Annotated in this window: 23 protein-coding genes; all 23 read left to right on the forward strand. The window is 35.0% G+C overall.

Going from position 1 to position 21236, the window contains the following annotated elements; all coding sequences use genetic code 11:
• Positions 1–242: 242 nt before the first annotated feature.
• Positions 243–587, forward strand: coding sequence for an ArsR/SmtB family transcription factor (locus tag FA727_RS20065; RefSeq protein ID WP_041846673.1), 345 nt, complete (start codon positions 243–245; stop codon positions 585–587).
• 277 nt (positions 588–864) lie between these two features.
• Entirely contained in the window at positions 865–2187 is a 1323-nt protein-coding gene (locus FA727_RS20075; RefSeq protein WP_041846675.1) for an ISL3 family transposase, read from the forward strand.
• A gap of 55 nt (positions 2188–2242) precedes the next feature.
• A complete protein-coding gene (locus FA727_RS20080) occupies positions 2243–2641 on the forward strand; it encodes a WxL domain-containing protein (RefSeq protein ID WP_158318932.1) in 399 nt (132 codons plus the stop codon).
• Between the two features lie 226 nt (positions 2642–2867).
• Positions 2868–3734: a S1 RNA-binding domain-containing protein gene (locus tag FA727_RS20085; RefSeq protein WP_136833256.1), complete on the forward strand. Its 867-nt coding sequence runs from the start codon at positions 2868–2870 to the stop codon at positions 3732–3734.
• Positions 3735–3740: 6 nt separating this feature from the next.
• Complete coding sequence (locus FA727_RS20090; RefSeq protein WP_126410104.1) at positions 3741–4649, forward strand: hypothetical protein; 909 nt, start codon at positions 3741–3743, stop codon at positions 4647–4649.
• A gap of 168 nt (positions 4650–4817) precedes the next feature.
• The gene (locus tag FA727_RS20095; RefSeq protein WP_126410103.1) at positions 4818–5306 is read left to right on the forward strand and encodes a hypothetical protein; all 489 of its coding nucleotides are present in this window, start codon (positions 4818–4820) and stop codon (positions 5304–5306) included.
• 12 nt (positions 5307–5318) lie between these two features.
• On the forward strand, positions 5319–6128 hold the full coding sequence (locus FA727_RS24175; RefSeq protein ID WP_158318933.1) for a hypothetical protein: 810 nt from the start codon (positions 5319–5321) through the stop codon (positions 6126–6128).
• Complete coding sequence (locus FA727_RS20105) at positions 6098–8677, forward strand: hypothetical protein (RefSeq protein ID WP_136833260.1); 2580 nt, start codon at positions 6098–6100, stop codon at positions 8675–8677. The genes FA727_RS24175 and FA727_RS20105 overlap by 31 nt, the downstream gene beginning before the upstream one ends.
• 12 nt (positions 8678–8689) lie before the next feature.
• Positions 8690–9130, forward strand: a complete 441-nt coding sequence (locus FA727_RS20110; RefSeq protein ID WP_126410100.1) for a DUF5411 family protein — start codon at positions 8690–8692, stop codon at positions 9128–9130.
• A 13-nt stretch (positions 9131–9143) separates the two neighbouring features.
• Positions 9144–9947 carry an SAF domain-containing protein gene (locus tag FA727_RS20115; RefSeq protein ID WP_136833262.1) on the forward strand — a complete coding sequence of 268 codons (804 nt, stop codon included), beginning with the start codon at positions 9144–9146 and terminating at the stop codon, positions 9945–9947.
• A complete protein-coding gene (locus tag FA727_RS20120) occupies positions 9947–10798 on the forward strand; it encodes a CpsD/CapB family tyrosine-protein kinase (RefSeq protein WP_136833263.1) in 852 nt (283 codons plus the stop codon). Before FA727_RS20115 ends, FA727_RS20120 begins: the two co-directional genes overlap by 1 nt.
• A 5-nt stretch (positions 10799–10803) precedes the next feature.
• Complete coding sequence (locus FA727_RS20125) at positions 10804–12204, forward strand: ATPase, T2SS/T4P/T4SS family (RefSeq protein ID WP_136833266.1); 1401 nt, start codon at positions 10804–10806, stop codon at positions 12202–12204.
• 10 nt (positions 12205–12214) lie between these two features.
• The gene (locus tag FA727_RS20130; protein ID WP_136833268.1) at positions 12215–13177 is read left to right on the forward strand and encodes a type II secretion system F family protein; all 963 of its coding nucleotides are present in this window, start codon (positions 12215–12217) and stop codon (positions 13175–13177) included.
• Between the two features lie 18 nt (positions 13178–13195).
• Positions 13196–14083, forward strand: coding sequence for a type II secretion system F family protein (locus tag FA727_RS20135; protein WP_136833269.1), 888 nt, complete (start codon positions 13196–13198; stop codon positions 14081–14083).
• 35 nt (positions 14084–14118) lie between these two features.
• Entirely contained in the window at positions 14119–14391 is a 273-nt protein-coding gene (locus FA727_RS20140) for a hypothetical protein (protein WP_136833271.1), read from the forward strand.
• A gap of 80 nt (positions 14392–14471) precedes the next feature.
• Positions 14472–14861, forward strand: a complete 390-nt coding sequence (locus FA727_RS20145; protein WP_136833273.1) for a DUF4320 family protein — start codon at positions 14472–14474, stop codon at positions 14859–14861.
• Between the two features lie 137 nt (positions 14862–14998).
• A complete protein-coding gene (locus FA727_RS20150) occupies positions 14999–15217 on the forward strand; it encodes a hypothetical protein (protein WP_136833275.1) in 219 nt (72 codons plus the stop codon).
• Between the two features lie 68 nt (positions 15218–15285).
• Positions 15286–15810, forward strand: a complete 525-nt coding sequence (locus FA727_RS20155) for a hypothetical protein (RefSeq protein ID WP_136833277.1) — start codon at positions 15286–15288, stop codon at positions 15808–15810.
• Between the two features lie 495 nt (positions 15811–16305).
• A complete protein-coding gene (locus FA727_RS20160; protein WP_136833279.1) occupies positions 16306–16782 on the forward strand; it encodes a hypothetical protein in 477 nt (158 codons plus the stop codon).
• A 194-nt stretch (positions 16783–16976) separates the two neighbouring features.
• Positions 16977–17306 (forward strand): helix-turn-helix domain-containing protein, encoded by a 330-nt coding sequence (locus FA727_RS20165; RefSeq protein WP_126410087.1) that lies wholly within the window; start codon positions 16977–16979, stop codon positions 17304–17306.
• Positions 17282–18646 (forward strand): toprim domain-containing protein, encoded by a 1365-nt coding sequence (locus tag FA727_RS20170; RefSeq protein ID WP_136833281.1) that lies wholly within the window; start codon positions 17282–17284, stop codon positions 18644–18646. Before FA727_RS20165 ends, FA727_RS20170 begins: the two co-directional genes overlap by 25 nt.
• 979 nt (positions 18647–19625) lie before the next feature.
• On the forward strand, positions 19626–20735 hold the full coding sequence (gene dnaN / locus FA727_RS20175) for a DNA polymerase III subunit beta (protein ID WP_136833283.1): 1110 nt from the start codon (positions 19626–19628) through the stop codon (positions 20733–20735).
• A gap of 122 nt (positions 20736–20857) precedes the next feature.
• Positions 20858–21130, forward strand: coding sequence for a hypothetical protein (locus FA727_RS20180; protein ID WP_136833285.1), 273 nt, complete (start codon positions 20858–20860; stop codon positions 21128–21130).
• Positions 21131–21236: the final 106 nt, after the last annotated feature.

Genomic DNA, 21236 nt, shown 5'->3' on the forward strand with positions numbered 1-21236 from the left:
TTAAATCGGATTATTTAGTGGAATACTAAGGAAAATAATAGTTCCAATCAAACACAAACACAGGTGATTATAGGTTGAAAAAAATTTAAATAGTCAGTGCAAGGGAAATAAATTACTATATTGTAAAGGTGTCATAACGTACTGATAAAAAAGATGCTTATATTATGAATTTCACTGTATAAACGTCTTGACACAAAAACTATTACACTATATAATGTAATTGTGAAATGGAGGAGGAAATAATGGCTGAAAACTGGTGTACACCAAAACCAAAACTAACGGAACGCCCCTTGTTAGATACAGATAACGCTGAGGGTTTAAGTGAGACCTTTAAAATACTTTCTAATGGGACTCGACTCAGAATATTGCACACTTTAATTCGAACACCAAATTTATCTGTTAGTGAGGTAGCAGAACAGCTTGAAATGAAACCTCAAGCCATTTCCAACCAACTTCAACGATTGGTCGATAAAGGCATCGTTCGCAATAATCGTGAAGGCAATTTTATTCGGTACCGAATTGTTGATAATTGTGTCGTTAGTCTTTTAGACCAAGGTTGGTGTTTAACCGAGGATTTACCAAAATAATAAGGAGGAGTTTGGTATGGAAAAATGTGCGAGACCAAGCTGTAATTGTCTTCTTGGTGAAAACAAAGTAGAAGTAGAAGGAAAAGTTTATTGCAGTCAAGAATGTGTAGATAACTGTACTGATGAAGTCTGTGAGTGCAAAGATTGTAGCTGTGCTACTGCATAAATGAATAATGAAAAGGTTATCCCTGCATCAATGGGATAACCTTTTTTACGTAGGATATTCAATGAAAGATAATTAATATCGTAACACTACGAGTAGTAAAGGATGAACAGTATGTCAGACTTATTATTACTACCAGATCTTAAAACAACAGAACCACCACAAGAAAATGAAAGCGATATGATGTTTAAAGTGGAAGCAATCGAACCGCCTGAACGTTGTCCTGAATGTGGTTTTGATAAGTTGTATAGGCATGACTCACGAAAGCAACTAATTATGGACTTGCCCATTCGTTTGAAGCGAGTGGGCTTACAACTAAAGCGTAGACGTTATAAATGTCGTGAATGTGGTTCTACCTTTTGGGAACGTCTTATTTCTATTGACGAAAAACGTAGCATGACTAAAAGGTTGTTAAAGTCCATTGAAGAGCAGTCTATGTCCAAGACCTTTGTGGATGTCGCTGAAAGCGTCGGTGTAGACGAAAAGACCGTAAGAAACGTCTTTAAGGACTATGTAGCATTTAAAGAACAAGAATACCAATTTGAGACTCCTAAATGGCTTGGAATAGATGAAATACATATTATCCGTAAACCTCGTCTTGTATTGACTAATGTTGAACGTAAAACCATCTTTGATATTAAGCCTAATCGTAATAAGAATACTGTTATACAAAGGCTTTCAGAGATTGGTGATAGGCATTACATTGAATACGTCACAATGGATATGTGGAAGCCTTACAAAGATGCAGTAAATACTGTTTTGCCACACGCTAAAGTAGTTGTAGATAAGTTTCATGTAGTCCGAATGGCTAATCAAGCATTAGATAATGTTAGGAAGTCTCTCAGAGCCAATATGACAGCCAAAGAAAGGCGTACCCTTATGCGTGAAAGGTATATCCTTCTTAAACGAAAGCATGACTTGAATGAAAGAGACTCATTTCTTTTAGATACTTGGTTAAGTAATAGCTCTGACCTAAAAGAAGCCTATGAAATTAAAGAAGAGTTCTACATGATATGGGATACAGATGATTCTGACGAGGGGATGGATCGTTATAGATATTGGAGACAACGTTGTTTATCCAGTAACTCTAAAGACGCATATAAAGACCTTGTTAGAGCTGTAGACAACTGGCAGGATGAAATCTTCAACTACTTCGATAAAAGGCTCACTAACGCTTATACAGAGTCCATTAATAGTATTATTAGGCAAGTAGAACGAATGGGTAGAGGTTACTCCTTTGAAGCCTTACGAGCCAAAATACTTTTTAATGAAAAACTACATAAGAGACGTAAGCCACGTTTTAATTCGAGTGCGTTCAGCAAAGCTATATTATACGAAACTCTCAATTGGTATGAAGTGACAGACCACAACATAACAGACAACTATGGTGTTGATTTTTCCACACTAATTAAGAAATTGGAGAAGGGTGGAATATAAGCCCTTTTCCACCATAAAATCCGAATACCCGAAATTAAATGGAACTACACAGAAGGTGTCGGAATCATTTTTAAACAAAGTCATTATAAAAGATACCCGTAAGGAACGGAATGGGTGGAAACTTCAAGTAATTGCTTCACCATTAATAAGCGAAGATACCTTTCGGTTATTCCCGGAAAACACTATCAAACTAAAGTCTATTTCAGATGTGTCGCAGATAAGTGGCTTAAAAGGGATTGCTCCAACAATAGTAAATTCAGAACAATTTATTGATGGACAACAATTTATAACGCTCGTATCAGCTAGTGAAGAAACAGGATATGGAATATACGAAATGACGTTCCCTTCAAATGCGCTGCAACTAGAATTAAATCCAGCATTCGCCTATGTCCGTCAAGATGGAACTCCTTTAAAGTATCAAACAGATATAAATTGGAGAGTTATACCGAATTAGTAGCCCTCAAAAAAATAAATGGGTCTTTAGAATGTTTTTGTTGAAATCTAGTGAAAAATATACTATTATTTTTTTAGAACAATTGTGAACATAAATAAATAAGTATTTTTACATTTTGTAGAAATAGTGCGGAGCACGCATATTTCTTCCTTTGACGGGAGAGGTATGCGTGCTTTTTGTTTTGTTCTCAGAAATTCGTTCTATTACATTTAGGAGGGCATTATTAATGAATTCGATGTTACAAGAAATTCTACAGGAAAGTAGAGACCGGAAATGGGTACAATACGGTGTTGTGGAAACAATACGTAAGGTGGACGTAAAAGGAAAACAAGAAGAATTAGTTGTAATTGGATATCAAGGTGAGAGTGTATACGCTCGTAAAGAAGATTTTGTTGAGAGAAATATTTCGAGTCTAAATGGGTTTGTTTCTACAACAATTCCGTTCATCGTCAAAGAAATTAAAGATGGTATTGTTTCGGTCAGCCGAATCGAGGCCTTAGAAAAAGTAGCCAAGCAATTTGTGGATTCAGCAAAGATTGGTGACAAGGTAAAGGGTACGGTTACAGGTGTTAATGAAAATGGCTTAGTCTTTGTGGAAGTACAAGGCTATCCATGTATCGTCCCTCCAGAAGAATGGGATTTCAAACGAGTGCAGAATTTACGTGAATTATTACAACTCGGAACTGTAGTAGAAGCAAACATCATCTCCATTGATAAGTTGGAGAAGCCGGAAGAAAAAGTGGATTATCGTATCCGTTTAAGTCGTAAAGCTGTTCTTCAAGATGAAATAGATACTGTATGGGTCAATATTGAAGACCATTTTAGAGTAGGTGACTATGTTTCATTTAAAGTAACAGGTCAAGCGAAAGGGTTCAACTCTTATTATTGCGAATTTCCTAAAGGTGTTTCCTTAATTGGAAATCTAACAACTAACTTACGCAACAAGCATAACGATTATCTTCCTCTTGGTACTCTTTGTAAAGGGACAATTAAATTCCTAGATAAGAATAAGAAACGTGGAAAAGTTACGATTCAGCAAGTTGAGGCAAATTATGCGAATCTACTAAACCAACGTAGCTTTGGAATGTTCTAATAAACGATGAGTATATGGAGAACGTCTCAAGGAGTTGTCCCGCTTCTTGATGATCCAACTGCGAAAATTGAAATGTTTCGATGGAGTAGGCGTCCAGACCTTCATCTTGATGTTATTCAGCATCGGGTACAGACAGGTCAGATATCACAACTTGACCTTGATATTGCCGTAACATTGGCAAACGCAAAACTTCTAACTGAAAAGCAACTCCGCTTTTTATATAGTAAAGCGATGATTGGCCATAAGTTAGGAACGAGATTGCGAGTGTTACAGCAAAATGGTTGGTTGGAAGGATGGAAGATTAAGAGTGACTTTCACGATACGGAGTACGTATGGTCGATTGGGATTGCAGCGAAAAACTTTTTAAGTTTTTGCTTAGGTATTACTGAAGTACCTAATCCAATGCATATGGCTTCTGCGATTAAGGAACAGCTTTTTTATCCAACGCTTAATGAAATTAGAATTCAATTATTGATTAAGGGACTTGTTCAGAAAGAGAAGTTTGCGTTTCATCCATTCCTATCAAATGAAATTGAACCGCCTCACGCGGTATTCCAATTAGATACACCAGCGGGGAAGATGGACTTTATCGTAGAACGATTAACACAAGGTCAAAACCCTTTACGCTTTATGAAAAAGAAACAATCTTATTACCGTAAGTATATAGCTCAACATGGATCATTACCGAAAGTGTTTAATGATTCCGTTCAGAGTGTAGTCGTATGGAGTATTTCCACTGAGGAAGGTATTGATCAACTTGTTTCATCTTATCCGAAATATGAACAAGAGTTTATGCAATTGTTCTTGGTGGATGAGTTACTTGATAATCTACGTCATGCGTGGAGAGTTGCTAAACCAATTGAGGAGTATAAGGCGGAGATTCAAAAGTTTGATATGGACTTTATAAAAGAGTAATTCCAGGAAGAGTAAAGGTAAGGTATATGTTTTTAAAAGATTGAGAGTTCATAAGAAGGAAAATCGGACTCTCTTACGCTTGAAAAATTTGTAAATTTCCCTCTGAATTTGACCGAATTACCTTGATAGTTACAAGGAAAACAAGTATAATTAAAGTAGGTGGTAGTCATGACTACCGATTCGATAATATATCTTCTTTTCATTTATTTAGTTGTGAATATATGGACAGATATACGAACATTGAAAACAAAGAATGTGTGGCATCTAGTTTTTGGGTTATTGATTCTTATAGTTGGTATCTTTAACGATATGGCAACGTTTATGTTGGTAGCTCTTATTATCATCTTATTAGTAGGAATCTTACTAATGAATATACCGAATGTTCAACTAGGAGCAGGAGATATAAAAATGTTAATGGTGTTATCTATGTATTTGCAATTTATGAAACCAACAGTTGCCCCGTTCTTGATAGTTCTTATATTAGTAAGTGTGTATATGACACTTTCGTTCTTGATTCATACAATACTTCTTCTTATAAAGAAGAGGGTGAAAAGAGAAATATCGTTTTTATCTTACAGGGTTACGAAAAAAATGATTATCACTCCTGAAGCGATACCGATATCTCTTTCAGTATTTGTAGCAATTTTATTTACATAGGGGGAAATACAAATGAAGCTTTCTAGTAAAATCGTAAAATTTATAACAGCGGCAACATTCACCTTTGGTGTTATTGCATTGCCAACAGTTGCGGATGCGAATCACGATCCAACTCATGGAGAATGTTCAATGACTATCGTTTCTGATCAACATGTACCTGGTAGTCCAGCACAAGCTAGTGGTGCTTGTAACGGTTTAGTAACTGGATTCTATGCACAAACAACAGGACAATTTAATATTAGTGGTTTAGTTAGTGGTATCGTTTCTAATGGGCAACAATATACGATTTATCCACCGAGTGGTGAATTTATTTCGCTAACTCTAACGGTTAATACAGTGAAGAAAGATGCGCCGAAACCAGCTCCAACACCGAAGCCTGAACAATCAAAGCCAGTGGAAACTAAGCCTACACCATCAAAGCCAGTAGAAACTAAGCCTGCACCATCGCAGACTACACCGGCACCTTCTACAAAGCCTGCTGATTCAAAACAGTCTACAACGATTCCAAAGAAAAGCAATACAGGAAAAAATGATTCTTCTTCTGTGGCGGTAGTTGATAAACAAACGACGCAAGAAAAAGAGGAGCCTAAGGTTGAAGAAAACAAGGCTGAGTCAAATACTGAATTAAGTTCAGAGGAAGTAAAAAAAGAAGAGACACAAGAAAAACAAAATAAAGAAAAAGAGCAACCAAAAAAGGAAATAAAATCTCAAAAGGGTGAAAAGAGTTCTAATGTAATTTGGCATGTAATTTCTGTCATTCTAATTGTATTGATTGTAGGAGCTCTTGCTTATTGGAGGTTTTTAAGAAGAAAGAAGGTTTAGGTGTGAAAAGAGCAGTCATTTCTTGGTTAGGTCTAATTGTAGTCCTAACCAGTATTTTTTCACTTAATACAGATGAAGTTTACGCAGCCTACTCACCCAATAATGTTGAGTCTAATGTCCAGTCGAATTGGTCAAGTAAATTTGGTAATAAGTTACAGGAACAGAGAACAGGTCAAAAATTGGTATACGATGTGTATCATAATAAGTTTACACGGGGCGGTTTTAGTATTGCTTCTCGAAATTTTGGGAATGGACAACAAGGATATGCTAATTTTCAAGGTTGGGCTGTTCTTCAAGGTTATAAACGTCATACGAGTAGTAACAATGCAACCTATATAGTTGCTCGTAAAGTAATTGGAACGAGTGGATTAGGCACAGTAAAAATATACAGAGCTGATTCATATGGGAATTTGTCAGCGTCAGAAGACCTTGAATATAACAATCTTGGTAGTGGTATTTATAATGAATGTCCCGCTGATGCTGTTAAAAAGGACAATCAATTAGATTGTAATATGCGATATGACGATGTGGGCTTTAACGCATATTTGCCAGTAAATGAATTATTCCCTAATCCTAATGAGTCCGCTTCATGGGTATTATTCTTGGTTAAAAGAGTTGATAATCAAATTGTTTGGACTCCTTTAATTTTACCATTCCAATTCGATAATTCCCAATATTCGAAAGGATATATATCGCTCGATAGTGGAATTGATCCTTCTTGGCTAAAAATGATTGCTGATAGTGTAATTCGTAGATTGTATCCCCGACAACCAGTGGATACAATTGCTACCAAGTATTTTACTCCGTATCAGTTATATAGGTCTTTGACGGTTGATGAAAGTGAAACGGCTATATGGTATGGTGTACAAACTCCTGAGGATGGTAATGAAACAAGGTGGGGAAATACGGCATACTTTGATTTTACAGGAAAACAAGCCTTGCTTTCCTATAGAAGTAATTACCGACCACCAGCTAATAGTTCTTGCCCCGCTCCTGTTCTACCAGCTGATAGATATTCATATCAAGTTGATTTAGAAGTGACAAGAATTGATGGTAAAACAGTGGATAAAGGAGCACAAACCCAAACAAAGGTTGATGTAAGAAGAAATAGTTTTACAAATGAAAGACAGAAAGCAAGACAAGCTATTCAAAACGATATCAATACACGTTCTACCAAAAAAAATACCCTTATTTCTCAATTAGCAACGATGAGAAATCAAGAAACGCAAATTACTAAGGATTTAGAAAACGCACAGAATAATCATGACTTTGAAAGTGCTAATACGTTATTGAATGCGCTAACTGCTAAGAGACAGGAAATTGCCAATACAGAATGTCATATAAATACTCTCCAAACTGAGATTGATCATTACCAACGTGAATTAGACAGATTGAGTTCTCTTGAAGGAGTAAATTCAGATTTATCTACTACTGTTAATTTGAAGTTTGGTAATAAAGTGAAAGGGACTCAATCGGTTGTATTGTCTGAAGGACAATCACAATCTTTAACTTTTGATTGGATTTTGACAGATAGCGGAAATGTTGAGGCAGACATTAATCCAAATCGAACTCCATTTCATAATAAATCAGAGGTTACTTTCAGTAACAACGTAAGAGCAACACCTATTTATGTGAATTCGAAATATACACCTAATGCTTGTGCTCGTCCTGGGGAGAGTTCGTCAGCAGAAGGGATTGTAAGGACGGTTAATTCCAAAGAATCAGGGCAACAAATTTTTAGAGAATATGTTACTACCGATCTTATAATTCCCGATGAACATTTAAAGAGAAGGGCTGGCTTTGGTTTTGATTATACAATTTTGACACACTACATAAATCAAGACAGTGTATCGAATGGGCAGGGGCCGAGTAAAGTAGTAAGCTACATGCCTGATTTGGTGAATTACATGCCATATACAAAAAAAACATGGTCGAGTACAACGAATAATTTGAAACTAACGGGATATGAGGTGCCGATTGAAACGACCTCTACTAGCGGAAATACGAAGGATAGTTGGAAGACATGGAAGCAGCCGCAAAAGTATGTGGAAGAATTTAGTGGAAATGTATTCACTTCCCTTAGTCATCCTAAGCGAAATTCAAATGAAACGATATTAGACGGGGGACGCAAGTGGTATTTAAGTTTTGAACAGCCTGATGGTGATTACATTTTTAATTCACTGGTACCGAATGTGGGAGTGAATAAAATGAACACTTGTGTACAAGGAGTAATTGATGTAGAAGGTTCGATTGTCGGAGATCCGAACGGAAATGATGATTTTATAAAGCGTTCAGTTTCACCGGAAAATCCTTTCCCACAGGGAACAGGATGGAATTGGTTGAATCAAACTACTAAAATAACGAGTTTAGCAGATTGGTATAACAATTGGATAAGTGATCCAAAACAAGTAAGTGTAAACAACTATTTTAAAACGTTTTATCTAAGTCCTGAAAAGTTAGAGGAGATTCGTCAATTTAGTAAGGAACGAGATTATAAAATTATCCTTGGAGATTCATTATTCAAATCTGTACAAATACCAAGTAAGTAAAGAGGTGAAAGAATGTCAAAGCTTACATTAGGTGCATTCTTTTTCCTGGTGTTATTGTTCTTCGCTATTTTCACATCATCATTTGAATATATCAGTATTGCAGATAGCGATAATGAAACAAGCGTGGAAAATGCTACAAGAAATGCAATGACTCAGGCCATCAATTTAGGGAATGCAAGAGTGAATGAAGAAATTACAATCAATGAAGATATTGCTGTTGAAGCAATCGTAAGACAGTATGCAGACAGCTCAGATTTTTTTGAAGGAGAGCGTTACGTGAATATTTATCGAATATCTGAACGAGCTCCAATGATTGCGGTAGATTCATATACGGTTATTAATACTCCTTTTAATGATATGGCTTCAAGAATTACTAAAAAGCAAGCCCCTAATGAATCCATTACAAGAAGTAGAGAAATTGTCATTTATGAATCGAAAGCATTAACAAAATAATACGGAGGCTAATATGAAGAAAACTTTATGGAGAAAACGATTGGTATCAATGTTAATGGTTGCAGCTTTAATCGTCTCGATATTGGTTTATACAAATTTCACGATAAAAGCTGAAATCAATGAAGCGAATGTTGTTGTGACAAAAGTTGATATTCCACCAAGAACTGAAATTACAAAAGAAATGTTAGAAGTAATTACAGTTCCGACACAAGGAATACCGACGAATGCTGTAAGGAATATGAAAGATGTTGTAGGAAAGTGGACGGTAGCGGGGTATGGAACCCCAGCTAATAGTTTTATTTACGACAATAAGATTATTCCAAAAAGTGAAATGCCCGACGCTGGGGTCCTTTCACTAAAAGAAAATGAAGTTGCGTTTCCATTACTTGTTGATTTAGAAACGAGTTTAGGTAACAGCATTATTCCGAATTCGGAAGTTGATTTATATTTCCGTTCGCTCATTGAAACGGGAAGTCAGTCTAAAAAAGCGGTGTATGGAAAATTGGCGTCGCAAGTTCGAGTGTTATCGGTAAAGGACGCTGATGCTTCTAACGTTTTTGATCCAGAGGGTTACCAAAAAGGTGTAATCCAGGAGAATACAAATGAAAAGAAGAATGCCCTTGCTAAAATTTATATTTTTGCAATTCCTGTAGAGTTAAACGAATTAGTAAATAAGGCAAAGCTCTTGGGTGATGTAGTACCGATTGCGACAGGACAAGCAAATAATGAAGAAGTAACAGAGCAAAGTGATGTTATGACATTTATTAATGAATCGTCCTTTGAAAAAGAAACCAATCAAAATGAAGGTGAAGAATAATGGCTGAAATTTTAAGTTTTTACTCAGTAGCTCATTCACAAGGAAAACGAACATTGTCATTAGGGTTTGCTGAATTGCTCGCCATGAATGAACATAAGGTGTTGTACGTTGAATTAGATTATAAAAAGCCTTCAGTTGCGATTTCTACTCAAATTACAGACGTAACAAGAAATGCGCGTGAATTCTTTCAAGATACAATTCTTAAACGTTCATTTGACTTAGAGCCATACATTTTGACGAAAGAGATTCTCCTAAGTAGTGAGAATCGAGACTTAAGAAGAGTGTATGCCGAATTACCGGATAAATTAGACTATCTAACGCTTCCGATGAATTTCCAAGAAAGTAGTTTTCCCTCCCTAATAAATGAAGGGGAAGACAATGAAAAGGAAGCCCAAGAGTATATTGATAAGTTTTTGTACAGTTTGAAAACAACCAAATATACGTATATTATTTTGAATCTACCGATAGAACTTCATTCTATCTTTGGATTCGAAGTTATTGCAAACAGTGAACAAATTATCAATGTTGTTACACCGAATGCTACAAGATTATTTGAAAATAAGAACGCATATAAGTTCCTTTCTCCTAACATTTCACACTTAGAAGATAAATGGTCAACGATTTTAAATATGACAAGCCCAGAGTTAACCCCGAATGAGTATTTCCAGCTGATAAGTGAAGAAGCCATTTTAGTGCCTTATGATCCGGCGAGACAACAATCTGAATTTGCTCTTCAGTTAAGCTCCGTAGAAATTCGTGAACGTTTAGAGAAGTTAGCTGCTAGATTGAATATTCCGTTTGAATCAGCTATACCGAAAAAGCGCAGTGGTTTCTTTGGAAGGATGGGGTAAATCCTATGAAAAACAGCATTCGATATGATGGGTTGGTAACAGAGGAGCGAAACGTTATCAACCTGGAAAGGTTGTTATTCCAAAAGGTTCAACAAAACCAATTAAAACCTAAAATTAAAATGTCCAATAGCATTAACCAACAAATTACAGACCATATCAAAGAATATCTTTCACAAGAACAATACCGTGAATTACTAAGAGATTCCTTTGGTAATCGAAGAAAACAAGGGCAATTAAGAGAAGTTATTTATAGTTATGTTTCAAGTAAAGGTTTTTTAACTGATTATTCGACTCTTATTACTGAATATTCATTAGACCAAGTTACGGACTATCTTGTTGAAAAAATAGCAGGATTGGACGTATTGCAACCACTAACTGAATTAGATACCATTACGGACATTCAATGTATCGGGTGGGACAATATTTGGGTGGATGATATTTATAAAGGGCAGTATAAGACTAATTTTACGTTTGATAGTGAACAAGATTACTTAGATCTATGTAATAGATTTGCGTTTGCTTCTGGAAAACCTTATTCAATGGCAAAGCCTTCAGTAGATGCACAATTTCCATATATGCGTGTAAATATAGTAGGTCAAGATTTGGATACTAAAACGAGTATGAGTATTCGTATCATTTCAAAGAAATTGCGTCTATCTGAGGATTACATGATTAAATCCGGCTATGCCAATAAATCAATGATAGAGTTTTTGAAAGCAACATTTGCTTTTGAAAGCCATCTAATAAGTGGGGCAACTGGAACGGGAAAAACGGAGTTGTTACGTTACTTTTCTAAGTATACACGTGGAAATTCTAATATCATCATGATTGAAGATGTACCCGAAACTTATTTAGATGAACTGTACCCTGATAAGCCTATCAAAATGTGGAAGAATCGTGAAGCATCTGATGATGAAAAAAGAACATTTGGTTATAGATATCATATTCGAAATGCTATGAGACAAAATCCAATCTATATCATGTTGCAAGAGTCTCGTGGTGAGGAATCTTTTGATGTAATGAAGGCCGCTACAACAGGTCACATTGTTGATACTACTGTTCACTCTGATTCCACAGCTGACGCAATATTACGTTTTATTGATTTGTGTCAAGAAGCCTATAATCATCCTGCAGAATATTACGGAAGAAGGATTATAAGAGGTTTTGGTATTGGTGTTCACGTGAAAAGGTACGGGACAGTTCGTAGAATAAGTCAAATTACTGAATATGTGGATTATGTAGATGGAAACATCATAGAAAATGTTCTATTTCAATTTGATGAGCTTTCACAGGTCCATATTCAAGTAGACAAAATGTCTCCAAAATTATGGAATAAGATACGTGATTCGTATAAGGACTTTGAAGAACTTCAGCATTTGGCACCAGCTGAATCTTTATTAAGGTAGGTGATTGCTTGTGTCACAGGTCATTCCGATTATTGGTTTAATTGCCATTGGGGTGTTAGCGTATTTAGCGATTATGCAATTATCGCAAGTTTCTTTTTCAAGAAGGCGAAAAAGACTGTCCAGTATTCTACGTGTTGAAGATGAAGGAACATCAAATTTTCTTCTGGAATGGTTAGAGAAATCGAGAATTAGAGAATATGTTAGTCCCTCTTACATTATTGAAGAAGCGAAGTTGCATGGAGTAAATATGACAAAGCAATCGTTTATCTCAACATTCGTTGTAGGTACAGGATTGGGAGCAATCATTATATTAGTTTATTTCCAACCGTTGCTTTTTCTTATGCCATTGGCAGCAGGTGGGGGCGTTATTGCAACTAATATACGCTTGCATAAAATAAAAAAAGAGTATGTTCAAGAGTTAGATTCTAAATTGGCCATTTATATGTCCGCTCTAACTACCTCGATTGGCACGTTCAATAATATTAAGGACGCTCTTCAATCCATTTTACCTTCATTGGAATATCCAATTAGAAATGATGTAGAAGAGGCTATTCTTAAATTGCAAGATGGTAAGAATGTAAAACAGGCATTTGAGAATATGAATAAACGTTATAAACATAAACACGTTAGATTATTTCATGACCAATTAGCAGTAGTAATGGAGAATGGTGCATCTGATAACAGTACCCTTCGTTCAGTTGCCATTAAGATGAAAGATAAAGAAAAATATCGTCGTCGTCTTCAGACAGCTCATAGACAAAATTACAAGATATGGCGTACCTTTGTTATTTTGATTTTGTCAGCACCTTTTCTTTTTATCTTCGTATCAATGGACAACTATAAACTAGTCATGAATCATATTGCATCAAGTATTGTATTTGCTATTACGTTTCTCTTAATTTTTGTTACATACAGACAACTAGAGAAATTGGAAATCTATGATCCAACTTCAGATGAACGAGTTGAGGTTTAGAGGAAAGGGGGAAGAAAAATGGGTATCTTTATTTATTTCACCCAAGGTGTACAAGTTCTCTTTCTACTCTCCATCGTCATTCTTGCTTATAAGACCATTCTTCTTATTATGGAAACCCGAACATCCAAGCGTTATGTTTTAAAAGGCTTTCTTAAAGAGGAGAAGGTACAAGTAAATAAAGGGGTCAGGGAACAAATTACATTCTTAGAAAGAATGACTTCCCTTACCAAGTATAAGGAGCATTTAGAAGGTGAATTGGCAGACGCTAGACTGGATGTAACAGTTACCAGGTTTATTGTAAGGAGATTTATACTTACCCTTTTAATGGTGGGTGCTGCTCTAGTTCTGTACAAGGTAAGTGATATGAATTTATATCTTTATTTAGCGATTCCGCTCGGAGTCCTTGCATATATCTTGCCAAAACGTAATTTAAAAAAACATAAATTACATTTTGAAAGACAAATGAAAATTGAGTTGCCTGAGTATCTATCGGCATTTGCGGTATTACTACAAAGTTACAATGCGTTTGATGCTACAAGAAGATCAGTGGAATACGCAGGTCCTTTATTACGGCCATTTGTCGATCACATGGTGACACAGATAGAGCTTTATCCATCTAGTCACAAACCGTATCAAGACTTTGCTGAAACAATAGGTATACGTGAAGCGAAGGAATTTGTTGTAGCGTTACAACAGATTATGAAAGTGGATGCCGCTGCAGGGAATCAAATTATTAGTTCGCAAATTAAAATTATGGACGATCTTCAAGAAGAGGCTTATAACGAAATGATAGAAGTTCGTCCAGATGAAGTTCAAAACTATATAACACCTATGCTCTTTCCGATGGTGGCGATTATCTTGACATTCTTATTTGTCATGATTAGCGATGCGTTTTCAAAAATTTAAATATAAAATCAAACAAAAAATTGGAGGAAATGAAAATGAAAACAACATTATTATTAAAAATGGGTGCAGTAGTAGAAGGAACAAAATCGAATGTAGTATCAAAGGTTAAAGGGTTTTTAAAAGAGGAAACTTCTGCGAAGGGTTCTTCAGAGGAAGGGTATTTAGTTTACGGTGGTATCGTAATCGGTATTATTGTCCTAGGGATTGCTGTAGTATTCATGAAAGATGGTTTTAGCGATATCGGTACTTTCTTTAATGATGGGGTAAACGGTACGAATACGAATCCAGCAGGCTGGGGAAGTAACTAATATTAAAGAGATTGGATAAGGACTGTTCTTATCCAATCTCTTTATCATATTAGACAGTGGTAGTATAGGAGGTTGAGAGTATGAGAGGTGCCGTGGGGATTGCCTTTTTCTTATTAATATCCTTTAGCATTATGGTTTTTATTCCAGATATAATTGTATACGGAACATGGACGTATAAAGCTAATTCAATCGTTGAGAAAGTAACGAAAGAGGCGGAAATTCAAGGTGGAGTGACCCCTAGCGTTGAAGCACATTATAATCAAATCATCAAAGACTATGGAATGGAAGATAAAGGGTTTACCGTTAAATATAGTCAGAAAGGTCAGATTCAACATCAGGGAAGATTTACGGTAGAATTTGAAGGAGCATACACCTTCCGTTCATTCAACTTATTAGGAACCGGTATCGGGAATTTTACATTACCAATTAAGGCAAATGATTCAGGAAGAAGTGAAGTTTGGTATCGGTAATCAAGAAATTAATCCAGGATAACTTATTGATAGAAGAGTAGGGGGCCAACTCTATAAGCTAAATGTTTCATTGGATAGTATAAAACATGTCTTGGTTAAAATACTACGAATTTGGATAGTTAATAGGAGGAACTTTGATGGGAGTGTTTTTATATTCATTTTGGGGTATTTGTATTGTTTTAATCATCGCAGGTCTTTTAGCTTATTACATAATTACTGGAGAAACACCATCGGAACTTTGGCAAGCAGCTAGTGATACTACTGCAGGAACGATGCTAACAATAATATTTGGAGCGGTCATTTTAATTGCAATGATAACTTTAGCCATTAAGGTTACTTCTCCTCCAAGAAGATAGTGTTTTCACTTGAACGAAAATTTAGTGAAACAAAATCACCTAAAAAAATATATTAGGAGCCTGTGATTATGAATCTAACAGATATTGAGCATAAGGGTTATAAACTATTATTTAAAATACCAAAATTTATCTCCAATTTGAAAATAAATTCACCTAAGATTAGAAGCTTCTTAGCAACCTCTTTGTGCAAGAATAAATCAGAAAAAATATATCTTAATTGGATACTTAATAAAACCTCTTCGCAATTTTTTCTAAAGTCAATGTCCTATGATGGAATTATTACTCTAGTAAAGCATGATTTTAATAGTTGGGTTGGATTAAGGTTTTGTGATAACTTAACACCGACAACGAGAAGGATCTTTAACGGAAAATATGTCCATGCAGTAGAAGTTGTATATTTGCATTCATATAAGAAAGGAGAAGGCTCCAACATTTTAAGGGAATTAGATAATCTTATGATTCAATTAGAAATTCCATTAGTTTTATATGCAGAAAAAGAAAAATTAGTGGGATATTACGAAAACCGTGGATTTGTGAACTATGGAATTGATGGAAATAAAAAAAATTATCTAATGATTAAGTTTCCCTTATAGGTTACATTCCCTTTAGTTAAGTGTGCAAAAGAAAGCAGCAACGAAGAGGAGGATGATTTAGGTGTTATTCAGTTATAATAATGTACTCCTTAGTGAGGTAATTTTATGAAAAATAAATAATTTAAACACACAAGGTTATCATCAGTATTAATGGCAGTGTTTTTTTTTACTGTATTTACCCTCATTTTCGGTCTGTTGTTTTCAAAGTTTTCTTTTGTAAGAACTATAGCGCCATTATTTATGATTCCTTGCTTACTAGCTATAACACTAGTTCTTATATTCGGTGACAATAAAGAGACTAATACAGACGTACATATGATTAACGATAAAAAATAATAAAATTTAATAGTGAAAAATGAGCCTTTTCGATAATAACGATTTTTTTGCAAGAATGATAACTATGGAGGGCATCTTACCAAATGGATCGTAAAAATTGGAATATTGGCTATACTAGCAATCAATAAACATTGAATCAAGATGATAGGGGTAATAACTATGTATCCATCTAAAACCTATAAAGTTCGCCCGTTGTATAGTGTACTTTATCAAGTGTGTTCTGAACTGCTAAGTGATAAGAAAAATATTTTATTAAAATCTCTACTGATTCAACAATTAGGTGTTGATCGTACACAAGAATTAAGTCTCTTTAGCTTTAATCAGCTTATCACTAAAATGGTGCATGACTTAAAAGGAAATCTCGACCGCTCCTCCTATCCGGAAGTAAAAGATAATGTCTTTAATCAAGACCGATTTAAAACGATCTTAAAGGAATTCACAGACCTTCACGGGCCTAGCTCAGTATTAACACATATCACTTTTCGGGTAGAAGAGGAAGTCGTTAATACGATAGCAGCTCTAAAGCATAAGACTCTTGGTGACGTAATTGAGCTTGCTATCGCTAATTATATTGTGTCTTGTGAGGACGATATATATAAGTTAATATTGCAAGCCTTGTATTCATATCATGAATAGTCTTTATCTCCTATTCAAGCCACACGAACATCATAAATACTATTCAAATTTATGGTGCATTATTGTATAATAATTACATTCAAAATTACATTTTATTGATTTTATAATAAGAAATTTGGCGGAAGACGCAATTCTCTTAATGACGGGAGAGTTGTGTCTTTTTTTCGTATTATCATAGAGGAGGAAACATCAACGTGGAGTTAGAAGGAATTTTATTAAATATGTTCCTACCAAGGACCAAGGGTGCGTGTATTGCACATTTTAGAAATATGCTCTGTTTAACACAAAGTGACATATCAGTTGAGATTGGGATTAATCGAAGCAGCATATCTAAAATGGAGAATGGCGATATTAATGTTTCAGAGAACGTTTGGAGCCACATATTGCGTTTAGTTTATGATGGGTTTGATCTAGAAAAAAGGGTACAATTTAAACAATTTCGAAGTACATTAGAAATCTTTATCGATGAGGAAAATGTGACGAATGGGGGGGTTGAAGAGTGGAAAGAAAGGAAGTTATCTTAGCAAGTGGTGACGAGCATTTAGATGAGTTTATTAAAGATGACCTCGAAAAAGGTGAACGCGCGAAAGTAGTTGCAAAGGTAACGACCAGGCGTACATTAATCAATAAAGTAAATGAATTGGCTCCCCAAATTGTAATAATTGGTGAGGATTTAATCGGAGAAAGTGAAAATAAAGAGGACTCAGATGAAGAATGGGAAGCGGTAATAGAGGAAATCAGACGTTTTAGTTATAACCTTCGCATCGTTTTCATATGTGATCGTCGTATTGATGATATTTTCTTAACCAAATTAACAACTTATAATATTACGGATATTTTTCATGAGGGGAAACTCCCAGAAGGTTATATAAATCAAATCTTAGGAGAACCCTCTTATAAGCATATTGAAAAGTTTAGAGGGAAAATTGAATCGGTTTCACAAACATTAAAAGAGAAAAAACGTGAAGAAGAAGAAAAGCAAGCAGAAACAATTATACAAAAAGGGGCTATCCCACAAGAAGGTAAAGTTGTTGAGGTAGAAGTTCCTGTTTATCAACAATTGATAGTAAAACCTAAACTTTTTGTATTCAGTAGCGGGATTAAAGGTAGTGGATCATCAACTATTGCTAAAATGTTTGCAGAATATCTGGCCAATCTTCAGCTACAAGTCGGAATATTGGAAAGTCCATATGCAGAATCTACATGGTTTGAACAAATTAATGGAGAAATGCATACCGATGAATCCTGGAAAAGTTGGCATGAACTTATTCATTCTGAACAAGAAATTGTAAAGGGGATGAGTATTAATCTTGAAGGGGTTACATATATCGTTCAGAACCCTAAAACAGAATTAAAAAAATGGGATTTAATGAAGTCGGCTTACCTTGTAGGATATGCTAGACAAATTCCTATTCTAATTTATGATTTATCGACTGGTATTACTGAAGAACATGAAAAGCTAATATTACGTCAAGCCGACCGAATATTTATCTCCACCCAATTTGATCCAGCTCGAATAAAAGCTAGTCAGCATAGAGTTGTTCGATATTTATTTGACCAAAAATTAAATGAAAAAGTTATCCTTCTTTGTAATCACTCTAATGATTCACTTGAGAAGAAGTATAACAAAGACTTAAAAGAGGCTTATCATGTAAGTGAATCTCCGTTTCATTTTCCTCACTTGGAGGAAGTGAAATTAGCGTTAATGGACGGTAAAAGTGTTTGGAAATACTTAGACGAAGAAGAAGTTGAAGGTTTATATGCTATCTTCTCCGAAATGGCAAAATTGGCTCTTGGTAAAGAATTATTTGAGAAGTTGCAGCCGAAACGTAAGCGTAAGCTCCTTTCTTTTTTGAAAAAATAAACTTTAAGAATCTTTGAAAGCAAGGGAAGAGTAGAGTAAAATAATAGAAAAAGAGGGAAAATAGCTTAAACGTTCGGTACGTTTGGGTAAAAGTTTTGAAATGTAAGTATGGTAAGGAGTAAAAGAAATTGGATTGTTCAAGTATTAGATCTGTAATAACCAAAGAGGATGTTGATAGATAAATTGAGGAGATGGATTTTCTATTAGGAGATTCACAAAAGAAAGTTAATGTAGAGGCCGTTTTATAGGATAATATTTAATACCTTGAACCGGATTACCATAATAAACTAAGTAATGGCCAAATAGACACAATAATAAATGATGATTTTTTTAAAGATAAAGATTTAAAGTATTTACAAAATGTAGGTTTAAATTTACTAGGAAGCTCCTTAACTAAGTTGAGGACATTTAGCCACAGCAATCTAAGTGAGATAAATCCAGTCTTACATAGAACTATTACTTTTAAAATCCTAGATGAGTTAGAAAACATTCCTAATCACTTACACAATGCTAGAGACTTATCATTTTATCTGGTTGGATTCTTTCGTTTTACATTAAACCTCGAAAAGCTTCTTAAAGAAGAAAAATTAATTGGTGAGTATCATGATCGTTCTATAATTCCATTGTTGGATCTTATTCATTTCAGAAAGGATATCATAGGATTTTAGGATTGTCATAAACTAACTTGACAAACGTGCACAACACTACATATAAAATTAGAAATAAGGAGAAAAATAGTCCATTAAGGGAAGAAGCATTCCTTTTGTAAAAACACTATTTTTCTTTTTTTATTCATATAGTATAATAGCCTTATATTGTTTTTTAATTGCTCTTTAGAGCCTGACGTTGAAATTTTAAACCCTATTGGGTGGCATTTATTTATCCTTGGAAGGATTATGCCCCTAATAGGGTTTTTTGCGTTCTATGAAGCTATTAAAAAACAATACTATTTTTTACACACACTTAGGAGGAATTTAAAATGACAAACATTAAAATTAAGGAAACACAAGCATTTATTGATTTAGTGGGAAGAGCTGCTAATGTCGCATCTAAAAAGCCTGATTCAATTAGGTCCGGTATAATGGTAAATGCAAAGGAAAATAAAATTGCGGTTCGTGCTATGAACGAATCGGTATCTGTTCAAGTAGACGCAATTGATATTACAGAAACCGAAGGAGAAATTGATTTTGTTGTACCCGCGAAACTTTTCTTAGATATGATAAAGAAACTTCCTAAAGGGGATGTTGAACTTGTCATTGAAGATAAGAAAATGGATATTGTAGTGGGGAAAAGTTCATATGGTATTAGCACTTATGCAGTGGACGAATTTCCACAAGCTGTTGCTTATGAAGAAGGAACAATTTTTCAAGTAGAGGGGCCGACTTTTGCTGAGTCACTTTCAGCTGTAGTATATGCTTGCTCGGAAAGCGAAGCACGTCCAATTTTAACAGGAGTACATATCCTATCAAATGGTAAGTACCTTACGTTAATTGCGACGGATTCCGTTCGTTTAGCTGCTAATGCAGTACCTATTATTGCTCCAACAGAGGAATTTAAAAATGTGGTGGTACCAAAAACTTCAGTTAATGAATTAGTTACATTGATCGCAGATCAAAAAAAAGTAGAATTCTCTATTTCTCAAAATCAACTATCTTTAAAAACTGAAGGAATCACGTTTACAACTCGTCTACTAGATGGTACCTTTCCTGATGTAACAAAACTGATTCCGTCAGAATTTGAGAGTGAGGTAGTTCTACATAAAGATGAACTATTAAAGGCTCTTGACCGTTCAAAAACGGCTCTAGGTCCTAAGGAAAAGATAGCTAGGTTTTCCGTAGTAGAAGGTACTTTACCTACCTTAACGATTGAAGGGAAAACGGACATTACAAAGATATTTGAGGAATTATTCGTTGATGAAGCGGGAGTTGGAATATCGCTCAAGCTAAATGTTCATTATCTAATGAACTCATTAAATTCAATGAGTAGTAAAAAGGTTAGATTGCAATTTGGTGGAGTAGCTAAGCCGATGCTGGTTCGTCCGGAAGTTGAGGGCGCAACACAATTTGGGTTACTTTTGCCAGTGCGATAAACCAGGGGGATTTGATATTCCATAAGAAAAAATCTCCATTTTACTTAATAAATAGTTTTGAAAGAGAAGGAAGCTTTAAGCTATCTTCTCTTTTTATTTCTTACTAACAAGGAGGAAAGATTATGTTTATTTCATTAATGAAAACAGTTGAAGCGGGTAGTGATATATCCGTGGAAGAATTACATGTCGAAAACGGTGGAGATGTGAAAATGATATGTGTTTCTCAGGAATCTATAGTCGGATATTCAACATCTTCATTTAAAGTTGCTGAAGAAAAACATGAATTATTTGTTTGCTATACGAAGAAAGAATTAGAGAAATATGTATCGCCAGTTGTTGCTACGATTGCATGGGGATTTTTTACTGACGGAGGAGAAAATGTATGCATTTGCTAAATGACATTAAGGTACAAAACGCATTAAAAAAAGGAGAATATCCATATCATGAAATGGTATCCTTAAAAAAGGCGATTGATTGGATTTGAATGGACGAGCCTAATTT

This window comes from Robertmurraya kyonggiensis, assembly GCF_005116465.1.
In the GTDB taxonomy this organism is placed as follows: domain Bacteria; phylum Bacillota; class Bacilli; order Bacillales; family Cytobacillaceae; genus Robertmurraya; species Robertmurraya kyonggiensis.

Bases quoted from the DNA above. Each gene is read 5' to 3' on its own strand.
- FA727_RS20065 (WP_041846673.1), top strand. From the start codon at position 243: ATGGCTGAAAACTGGTGTACACCAAAACCAAAACTAACGGAACGCCCC.
- FA727_RS20075 (WP_041846675.1), top strand. From the start codon at position 865: ATGTCAGACTTATTATTACTACCAGATCTTAAAACAACAGAACCACCA.
- FA727_RS20085 (WP_136833256.1), top strand. From the start codon at position 2,868: ATGAATTCGATGTTACAAGAAATTCTACAGGAAAGTAGAGACCGGAAA.
- FA727_RS20090 (WP_126410104.1), top strand. From the start codon at position 3,741: ATGAGTATATGGAGAACGTCTCAAGGAGTTGTCCCGCTTCTTGATGAT.
- FA727_RS20095 (WP_126410103.1), top strand. From the start codon at position 4,818: ATGACTACCGATTCGATAATATATCTTCTTTTCATTTATTTAGTTGTG.
- FA727_RS24175 (WP_158318933.1), top strand. From the start codon at position 5,319: ATGAAGCTTTCTAGTAAAATCGTAAAATTTATAACAGCGGCAACATTC.
- FA727_RS20110 (WP_126410100.1), top strand. From the start codon at position 8,690: ATGTCAAAGCTTACATTAGGTGCATTCTTTTTCCTGGTGTTATTGTTC.
- FA727_RS20115 (WP_136833262.1), top strand. From the start codon at position 9,144: ATGAAGAAAACTTTATGGAGAAAACGATTGGTATCAATGTTAATGGTT.
- FA727_RS20120 (WP_136833263.1), top strand. From the start codon at position 9,947: ATGGCTGAAATTTTAAGTTTTTACTCAGTAGCTCATTCACAAGGAAAA.
- FA727_RS20125 (WP_136833266.1), top strand. From the start codon at position 10,804: ATGAAAAACAGCATTCGATATGATGGGTTGGTAACAGAGGAGCGAAAC.
- FA727_RS20135 (WP_136833269.1), top strand. From the start codon at position 13,196: ATGGGTATCTTTATTTATTTCACCCAAGGTGTACAAGTTCTCTTTCTA.
- FA727_RS20140 (WP_136833271.1), top strand. From the start codon at position 14,119: ATGAAAACAACATTATTATTAAAAATGGGTGCAGTAGTAGAAGGAACA.
- FA727_RS20145 (WP_136833273.1), top strand. From the start codon at position 14,472: ATGAGAGGTGCCGTGGGGATTGCCTTTTTCTTATTAATATCCTTTAGC.
- FA727_RS20150 (WP_136833275.1), top strand. From the start codon at position 14,999: ATGGGAGTGTTTTTATATTCATTTTGGGGTATTTGTATTGTTTTAATC.
- FA727_RS20155 (WP_136833277.1), top strand. From the start codon at position 15,286: ATGAATCTAACAGATATTGAGCATAAGGGTTATAAACTATTATTTAAA.
- FA727_RS20160 (WP_136833279.1), top strand. From the start codon at position 16,306: ATGTATCCATCTAAAACCTATAAAGTTCGCCCGTTGTATAGTGTACTT.
- dnaN (WP_136833283.1), top strand. From the start codon at position 19,626: ATGACAAACATTAAAATTAAGGAAACACAAGCATTTATTGATTTAGTG.
- FA727_RS20180 (WP_136833285.1), top strand. From the start codon at position 20,858: ATGTTTATTTCATTAATGAAAACAGTTGAAGCGGGTAGTGATATATCC.